Below are 9,289 nucleotides of genomic sequence, written 5' to 3' on the forward strand. Positions count from 1 at the left end.
TGCCGACGCTACCGCTGCACCAAGGCTGTTTCGCCAGCCACTCGACGGTGTCGTAACCATCGGCGCGGTCGTCACGATAAGGAAAGAACACGCCGTCCGAATTGAATCGTCCACGGGTATCTTGAACTGCAACGATGTAGCCGCGCTCCGCCAGCGACTGAAGATATGAGCCGCGGCTACGCGTCTTGTCGTACGGAGTTCGCAGCAACACCACCGGATACTGCCCCGGTGCATCGGGACGGATCAGATCGAGTGCGAGTAGCACGCCATCGCGCATCGGCACTAGCAGGTTGTGGACGAGCGCGGTTTTGACACCGGTCTTGGCCGAGATGACGCCGGCTGGCAAGACTTGAGCTTGAGCTGGTGTCGCGCTCGTACTCGGCGCAGCGGCAGACTGCGCGGACGACAGGTTCGGTGCCGTGCCGATGGCCGCCGACGCCAAGATGAATTCACGACGCTTCATGGCACGCGCTCCTCCCAAAAGAAAGGTTGACGCGGCTTGCCGTCGATCTCGCTCATGCTAGTCGGATCGAGCAGGCGCCCGCTCGATATCACGTAGGCGATGCGCTCCGTGTTGCGAATGTCGGCGAGCGGGTCGGCGTCGAGCACGACCAGGTCGGCGATCTTGCCGACCTCGATGGAGCCGAGGTCCCGCTCCAATCCCAGATGCTTGGCGCCTTCTCGAGTCGCAGCAGCGAGCGCTTGGTGGGCAGTCATGCCACCCGCTTGCAGCAACGCCATTTCCCAGTGCAGCCCCAAGCCTTCGCGTTGACCATGCCCGCCCGTGAGTACGCGCGTTCCGGATCGAGACAAGCGGTTCACCCATTGCGCGGATTGCAGTGGGCGGTTATCGGCATCGCGTACGTGAACGCGGCGCACCGACGCCGCACGAAGCTCGGCAGGCGGCACGAAGCGAGACAGAATCCGATGATTCCAGACTTCCGCCCGCTGATAGTTGGCCGTGTCGCCGCCCAGCCCGCCCCCCGTAACAACCAAGGTCGGCGTGATGTCCACCCGACTCTGGCGCCACAACTGCTGCACATCGTCGTACACGTGCGAAAGCGCGATGCCGTGCTCGATACCGTTCGTGCCATCGAGCAACAAGGCGACGTTGTTCATCGGCCCCATGCTGTTCTCGCTCACCACCAGCATGCCGGTGGCGCGTGCCGCCGCGAGCAATTGTTGTTGCTGGTCCCTGCGTGGCAACAGATAGCTCTTCAACGTCCAGCCACCGAGCGCTTGTCGGCGCCGGGCGTACTTGAATGCATCTTCCAGAGAGTTGATGTGCTCGGATCGCGGCCCATAGATCACCGGCCCGGTGCTGACGATTCTCGGTGCCACCACCGCACCCGCTCTGGCCAGGTCCGCGGACGAGAACACTGAAGCATCGGCAAATGGCTCGAACAATGTCGTCACGCCCAGAGCGAGCGTCGCGAAGTAGTACCAGTTCTGTTGTGGCTGCAGCCCATCGCCGGCGTGTGAACCGTGCCAATGGTTGTCGATGAACCCCGGCACCACAGTGCGGCCGCGCAGATCGAGCACGCGCGCTCCTGGTGGAGCAGCGATATCTCCTGCTTTGCCAAAGCGAACGATACGGTCGCCTTCGATGAGCAGCGCACCGTCAGCGACAATCTCTTCATTACGCATGGTGATGAAGCGAGCACCGGTGAGCAACGTCGGCCTGGTGGCAGCCACGACTGGCGAGCGCAGTTCGATGTGACGCTGTGAGATGTGCCTGCTGCGAGCATCCCAGCTATTGAGCGTTGCACCGAGCGACCAGTGCAAGGTGCTCGGCGACGACCAACTCAGATACGCACCGCCATCTCCAGGCAACTGTGTGGCGTGCTGCGCGAGTTGCTGCCGATCGAGCGCCTGAATGTTGCCGCGCTCATCCAGCGGCAGTTCGGCAACGAATACATCTTCGTGCTCGATCCACGCGAGCCGGCGGCAATCCGGCGAGAGTCGATACTCCGTCGCCGCCCGCGTTTCAGCGATGGGCTCGTCGGCGCCCAATGCGTTATGGCGGAATAAGGTTTGCAGCGAGGACTCGGCGCTGGTCGTCAATACGCCAGCAATGTCCACCTCGCGAGTGAAGTAGCTCTGCGCTGTCCGACCGCACGTTTGTGACGCCCATCCTTGGCTCGTGAGCGCACGCGGCTCGCCGCCGGCCCAATCTATTTCATACAGGCCAGCATCGCGGGTCCAATCCTGCGAACGCAGCTCATCCGCGCCGACTTTTCGATACAAGATCCGACGGCCATCGCCGCTCACGGCCGTCTCGGCATATCCGCCACGCCCGGTGACCAACAACTCCGTCTTGCCATCGCGCAGCCGCGTGCGACGTACGCTACCGAGCTTTACGTCATCCCAAGTGGTGTACACCACCCATTGCGCATCGGGAGAGAACACCGGATACGACTCGAGTTCCGTCGCGGACTTCGTGAGCCGGCGCACGGCACCACCGCGGGCTAGACTCATGACGTGAATCTTTCCCAATGCCTCGAAAGACACCCACTTGCCGTCGGGCGACACCTGAGTGAAACGCAGCGCCTTGGCGGCGAAATCTTTGCCCTGCAGGGACACACTGACCCGCGACGGCTCGGTGAGATCGTGAGTCTGCTCGACATGAAACGGAATCTGCGTCGCCTGTCGGCTGGCGATATCGACACGTCGAATCTTGCCGCCGGCCCAGAACACCAGCGCCGCACTATCCGGCGTCCATGCAAACGCTGGGTAGTAGCCGTGAGTGGCCCACATCTCCTGCTGATCCTGATCCAGCCCGGCGAACACCGTGTGCTCAGTGCCGCTGTCCAGATCCTGAATCATCAGCACGCTGGAGCGGCCTTCCGCTTCGGGTGCGCCGCGAGTGATGAACGCGAGCTTCTTGCCATCCGGTGACGGCGTGGGACGCAACGCGCCGCCCGCGCCCGAACGCCAAGTTACCGCTTCCCGGCTCGCCACATTCAAACGGCGGATGGAAAGAATGCCGCGATAGGGATCGCGGTCATATTCGAATTGCTCGCCTGCAGAAATGTCCTGCGTGAAGAACACGCTACTGCCGTCCGGTGCGAACACGGCTTCGTTGATATCCTTTTGGTACGAGTGGCCTTCGAACAGCACCTCGCCTTGCCCACCTTTGGCAGGAAACCGCCACAGCTGACCGGAGCCGATTGCGCGCGAGCCGGTGTAGTGCTTGCGAACGAGAACATCGCGTCCGTCGGGGCTCCACGCCGGACCGCTGGCGGTCCGGAATGCTTCATGCGTCAGTTGTCGCAGTCCCGTGCCGTCGAGGTTCACCAGCCACACGTTCTCCGCGCCGGACCGATCCGAGCTGAAAGCCAGGGACTTACCGTCCGGCGCGAAACGCGGCTGATGCTCGTAAGCTGGCCCGGTGAGCAGACAATGCGCCTCGCCGCCTTCGATCGGCATGACACAAACATCGCCGAGCAGATCGAAGGCGATCTGCCGCCCGTCGGGACTCACGTCCACATTCATCCACGTACCTTCGTCGACGGCCGTGGTCACTTGCGCCGCACTCACCGAAAAACAAGCGAGCGTCGCCAGCAGGGCCGGCGCAAAGCGTCGACACCGAATTGCAGTCATGGCGTGGTATCCGTGTTAGTGAGCGAAACGAACCCGAGGCGGAGCGCCGGTCGTGGTCATCGGTAACTCATCACGGCGTGCTATCCAGGGCCCGCCGGGGTCGAGTTGCATGTCGAAAGTTTCGAATTGGTACGGCAATGCCTCGCTGTCGGGATCGGCCTCGGCATTGATCTGAAAGTGCAGATGCGGATAGGCAGTGTTGCCAGTCAGCCCCAATTCGCCGATGACCTGGCCGCGACGCACGCGATCTCCCGCCTTCACTCGCAAGCTGCCCGGCTTCATGTGTGCGTAGACGGCGAACCGACTTTGCCCCAGATCGAGCAGCACGTAATTGCCGGCAGTGCCTTCGACCGTATTGGCGGCCTGCCCTGGCGGGTAAGTGCCGAACGGATGCTCGGCGATTCCATCCCGCGCACGCGCCACGGTCGCATCGGCCACCGCAATCAGTTCGGCACCGTAGCCTTGGCGGGTATCGACTTCGTCGCCGACAAACTTGCGTGCATCGGTTGCGGTTTGAAAGAAGTCGATGGAGAAGCGCTGCGAGTTGCGCACCCGGCCATCGAGCGCAAGCGGTCGCTGGCCGTGCCGCTCTGTGCCGCCAGCGCCGCCGTAAGCAAGCCATTCGCCACGCAGCGGCGGACCGATCGAGACCACAGGTTTCGACGACGTGGTGACAGCGCCCGCTTCGATCCACCGGCCGTCTTGCATGCGCAGACGATGAGTCAATGTCGCGGGCTTGGTATCGGCACCGAGCGTCACCCACAACGCCGTCACCGCTCGCGCGCCGGGCACGATGAGCTGCGGCTCCGGATCGCGACGCGCACCCACTCGTTGCATCAACTTGCCAAGCTCGGCGCCTTCGTAACTCGCAAGCACCGCATTCCTTTGCAGTACTTCGAGACGCTCCACTCGCACCGGCGTCTCACCGAAGTTGGTGATATGAAGCTCATACGCCACATGCAACTCCCCGGCACCTCGAACCGGCGAGGGTGCGAACGGCACATTGAGTTCGAGTGGCGGCGCGCTCGAGGCAGCGACGTTGCTCGTCGATGCCTCGGCCGCGACCGTCAGCAACATCTCGGCTGCCAACAGCACGAGCGCCGTTGACGCTATCGCTCGACCCGCTCTCATCGTAGTTTGAACTCGGCGGTGACGCTGTACGTCCGGCCCAACGCCGCGCTGAAACTTTCGAAGTTGAGCCCTTCCCAGTAGAACTCGTCGAGCACATTGTTGACGTTGGCGCGTAACGTCACGCCGTTCAATATTCCGTCGATGCGATACTGCGCGCCTAGGTCGACACGCGTGTAACCGTCCACCGAAATGGAGTTACGCACATCGAGCTGGCGCGACGCGCCCCAGTACGCGCCGCCGGTAAGCGACAAGCCAGGAATCGCAGTCACGCCGTAGTTGACGAACGCGTTGGCATTCCATTGCGGAATGCCAGGAACCCGATTGCCATTGAGAGTCGGATCCTCGTTGCGTGCCAGCTCCGCGTTCAGATAGCCGGCGCCCAGCACCACTGCCAGATTCGACAGGACGTTGCCGGAGGCGAGTACTTCCACGCCCTGGTTCACCTGATTACCGAAGCGGCCGTAGATCAGGCGATTCTCATCGACGTAGTCGAACGGCAACTCGATACGGAACGCGGCCACGCTCAAATCCAGATTGCCGCCGAGGCGGGTCTTGACGCCGACCTCGTATTGTTTGGCTTCGATGGGCGGCGCGATATCGCAACCGTTACTCACATCCGGCCGATCCTGACAGGGGCCGCGATAGCCTTGCTGAAGACTGCGTGCGTAGCTGCCGTAAATGCGCGTGTTCTCGGCCGCCTTGAAAGTGATGGCGCCGGACGGGCTGGTCTTCTGCACCTTGCCGCCATAGAAGTCAGCGACATCCACGTGGCGCACCCCCGCCAGCACCTGCCAGCGCTCACCGAGCGACAAAGTATCAGCGGCATACACGTGAGTTTCCGGGCCTTCGAACACATAGCCGCGAGCGTACGAGTAGGAATCGGTAGGACGCTGCGGGAAGTTGAAGCCGGTGAACAAATTGCCGGTGAAGGTCATCATCGGGTATTCGCTGGTCGGGTAATACTCGGAGTACGTTCCATCCCGTTTCATCATGCCGACCACGACATCGTGTTGTACCGGGCCGGTGTCGAGCTTGCCGAGCAGCAGTACCTGCCCATTGGTCCAGCGGTTGCGGGTATAGAACGGCAACGGATTGCCGTACAGCTCGCCTTCGACATCGCCGGTCGGCGTGAGCGTGGTCATGTAACCGTACGCCGGATCGAACCGCGACCAGTCGTGCGCGACCTGCCCTAACACCTTCCAATCCGCCGGTAACTGATATTCGAACCGCAGTGCCACGCTGGAGGAAACAAACTTGGCGCGCAGCCAAGAAGGCGCAAACGACACGCGCGGGTCGTACTCGGGTGGCTCGGTTCCCGCAGTAGTGAGCGGCAAGCCGAGTTGTGACGTGAACTCGCGGCTCTGGTGACTGGCATCGAGCCGCACCAGCAAGTCATCCGTCAATTTGGCGTCGAGGGCCAGCGAACCCATGGCACGCTCGGTATCGCCACGATGCGAGAAGTCGCCTTGATCCTCATAGGCCACGTTGGCGCGATAACCGAATCGCCCATCACCGACCGGACCGCCGGCATCGACGTGCACATAGCGCCCCGAGCCGCTGCGCAGTTGTGTTTCGAGACTGACGAACGTGTCTCGCGTCGGCCGCTTGGTCACCCAGTTCTGAATACCGCCGGGCTCGGCGAAGCCATATAGGAAACCCGCTGCCCCCTTCACGACTTCGAGACGGTCGAAAGCTTCCATGGGCAGATCGCCCTCGTCGTTGGCATGCAGGCCATCGCGGCGGACGCCGCCGGCACGTGCCTGGATGCCGCGAATGATGATGTGATTCTGATAAACGTAGAACCCGCTGTTCTGCACCGACGGATCGTTCTTCAGGATCTCGGCGGGCGTGTGCGCGTTCTGCAGTTTCGCCAGCTCGCTGGAGTACGAAGCCACCGAGAACGGAATGTCCAAGGGGTCTTTGTCGCCGAGTACGCCGGAGGTGACCACTTGGGAAGAGAACAGCGTCGGGCGCGTTGCCGTCACCGTCACTTCTGCCAGCGGCTCCAGAGACGGCGCTGTGTCCTGGGTTGACGATGCAACCTGTTCATCCGAACCCGCCTGCACACGCGTCACGCTGACCGTACGCTCCCCGATCGGGGAGTAGCTGAACGGGGAGCCGCTCAACAGCTCTCTCAATGCCTCGCGCGAGGACACCGTAGCCTTCAATGCCGGCACCGTGGCGCCACCGACCGAGCCGGTATTCAGAACGATCTGGATACCCGCCTGCTGCGAGAACGCCACGAGCGCCTGCTCGAGCGGCTGCGAATCGATGTCGAAAGCGACCTTGCGGTCCAGCTCATCGGCTAGTGCCAGGCTGCCCCAGAGCGTCGCGCCGCAGGCCATCGCCAGTACCGTGGAACGCAGTTTCATGATGTTGGAACTATTCATCGGCTCTCCCCATATTTTTTAGATCCCGACGGGTCGGCGCAACAGCCTCGCCCTTGCTGGCCTCGGGCAGGCGCACCGTCACGGTGTTGCCCACCGTGGCGTAGACCAAACCGGTGCCTTTCAACAACTTCGTCAACGCCGAGCTCGCACTGAAGCTGCCTCTGACCTCCGAGGCCACCAGATCGCCTGCCAGGTTCGACGCCAGCACGACCTGCACCTCCGCCTGTCGGCTGAACTGGATCAGGGCGTGCTCCAACGGCCCGCGCTCGATGCTGAATTGGACGACCTGATGCAAGCGGGAATCGCCGGGCCGGTCGGCACCGGCCACCGCGGCAAGCAACACGCCCGCCAGCGCCAGCCACCATCGCAAAGTGCGTGTCATGTCGTTCATCGAGTCCGAGATACGTTAGTGTTGGCTATGAGACGCATCAGGCCCCGCGGATGCGACAATCGACCACGCCAGCCGCGACCGCTATTTTTCTTCGTCAGGCTGTCGCAAATCGGGCCTGTCATGCGTCTACTGATCAAACCACGGACCGACCGCAGTGAACCCTGACGAATCCGCACCGGTGAATCCTGGGGAGCCCCCCGCCGATCCCGAACGGTTATTTCGAGAACACAACGACGCGTTGCTGAGCTATGCGTACGCGCGGGTTCGTTCGTGGGCTGATGCCAAGGACGTGGTTCAGGAGGCTTATGTCCGCGTCTTCGATCTGGGCCGCGAGCGTCCCATCAATCATTTGCGCGCCTATCTCTACAAAACAGTGCACAGCTGTGCGACGGACTGGATGCGCCGCCGCTCGGTGCGTGAAGGGTTCGCGAGACTGGAATGCTTCCATGTCGATAGCGAGGTCAGCTCGGTCGAACAGACCTGGCTGATGCGCGATGAGATCAAGCGTGCAATGGAAGCACTGCCGCCCAAGTGTCGGCAGGCCCTGTTCCTGGTCAACATCCGCGGCCTGAGCTACGAAGAGGCCGCTGAGTCCATGCAGATCAAGGCCCTGAGCGTGCGTCGGCTGGTACAACGCGCGATAGAACATTTGTATGGGGCGCTGCAGACCGCACCTCAACAGCCAAGGAGCGAGCAATGAGTTCCTCTGGAACGGATCTTGGACGGCCAACCTCGACGCCCGAGGCAGTGGGCTGGCTGTTGAGACTGCAAGAAGAAAGCTCTCGTCCGCTGAATCCGGATGAGCTGCGCGAATGGGAGCGCTTCGCAAGCGTTGCCGCGAATCGCTCCGAGCTGGCCAGGCTGCAAGACTTATGGATGGTCACGAGAGCACTCGGCGGGCCGCTCCCGCCCTCCGCCGCCGAACTGCTCGCAGACGACTACGATGAGTCGATGTCGATAGAGCAATGGCAGGCGCGTCGTACCACTCCCCCGCGCCGTCGAGGCTTAACTATTCATAAGAGTGCATGGCTCGCGGCCGCCATGGTCGCGGGTACTGCGGTGGCAATCTGGCGCTACAGTGCACCGATCAACAGCGAAGCATTGCCGACGAGTGCGGCATTCAACACAGCTGTCGCTGAACAACGGCTGGTCGAACTGGCCGACGGTTCGGTCGTAACCCTTGGCGCTCGCACCGAGATCGACTCCCGCCTCACCGACACCGAGCGCGTCATCGTGCTCACCGAGGGCGAGGCGTGGTTCAAGGTGGCCCACGATGCGAGCCGCCCTTTCCGCGTGTTGGCTGGCAACGGCGTGATCACCGCGCTCGGCACTGAATTCAACGTACGTCGCGACGTAGGCATGGATCTCGATCGGGTAACCGTCACCGTCGGCACCGGCGTGGTCAGTGTCGAACCGTCGACCCGGAACGCCTCTCCCAACAACAGCGAAGTTGTAACAGTCACGCCCTGGCGCATCTCAAAACTCACCAAGGGCGAGGAACTCAGCTACGACGCGCGCGGCCTGCGCAGTGATGTGAAGCGGGCTGACATCGAAGCCACCGCCGCCTGGAAACAGGGTCGCATCGAATACATTCATCAGCCGCTGGAAGTCGTGGTGGCTCGGGTCAATCGTTACAGCCGCAAGCCCATCGTGCTGGAAGGCGACACGGTGCGCGAACTCGATCTGAGCGGCACAGTCTTCGAGGGACAGACGGATGAATGGTTGCGCGCGTTGCAAGCGGCGTTCCCGATCTCCGTGCACGAGACCGAAGAGC

Annotated in this window: 7 protein-coding genes; 2 read left to right on the forward strand and 5 right to left on the reverse strand. The window is 62.4% G+C overall.

What is annotated here, in order from left to right:
* The 5 genes from JNL55_RS26750 to JNL55_RS26770 all read right to left on the reverse strand — a co-directional run.
* A partial coding sequence (locus JNL55_RS26750) for a CocE/NonD family hydrolase (protein WP_293861728.1) occupies positions 1–463 on the reverse strand: 463 nt, incomplete at its 3' end.
* Positions 460–3,603 carry an amidohydrolase family protein gene (locus JNL55_RS26755; RefSeq protein ID WP_293861731.1) on the reverse strand — a complete coding sequence of 1,048 codons (3,144 nt, stop codon included), beginning with the start codon at positions 3,601–3,603 and terminating at the stop codon, positions 460–462. The genes JNL55_RS26755 and JNL55_RS26750, both read right to left, overlap by 4 nt.
* A 15-nt stretch (positions 3,604–3,618) precedes the next feature.
* Positions 3,619–4,698: a M23 family metallopeptidase gene (locus tag JNL55_RS26760; RefSeq protein ID WP_293861734.1), complete on the reverse strand. Its 1,080-nt coding sequence runs from the start codon at positions 4,696–4,698 to the stop codon at positions 3,619–3,621.
* Positions 4,699–4,730: 32 nt separating this feature from the next.
* A complete protein-coding gene (locus JNL55_RS26765) occupies positions 4,731–7,124 on the reverse strand; it encodes a TonB-dependent siderophore receptor (RefSeq protein WP_293861737.1) in 2,394 nt (797 codons plus the stop codon).
* A complete protein-coding gene (locus JNL55_RS26770) occupies positions 7,117–7,515 on the reverse strand; it encodes an STN domain-containing protein (protein WP_293861740.1) in 399 nt (132 codons plus the stop codon). Before JNL55_RS26770 ends, JNL55_RS26765 begins: the two co-directional genes overlap by 8 nt.
* A gap of 154 nt (positions 7,516–7,669) precedes the next feature.
* On the opposite strand from JNL55_RS26770, the gene JNL55_RS26775 reads away from it, so the two are divergent.
* Positions 7,670–8,215, forward strand: coding sequence for an RNA polymerase sigma factor (locus JNL55_RS26775; RefSeq protein ID WP_293861743.1), 546 nt, complete (start codon positions 7,670–7,672; stop codon positions 8,213–8,215).
* Positions 8,212–9,289: FecR family protein (locus JNL55_RS26780; protein ID WP_293861746.1), on the forward strand; the 1,078-nt coding region annotated here is incomplete at its 3' end. The genes JNL55_RS26775 and JNL55_RS26780, both read left to right, overlap by 4 nt.

It is taken from the genome of Steroidobacter sp. (assembly GCF_016790065.1).
Taxonomy (GTDB): domain Bacteria; phylum Pseudomonadota; class Gammaproteobacteria; order Steroidobacterales; family Steroidobacteraceae; genus Steroidobacter.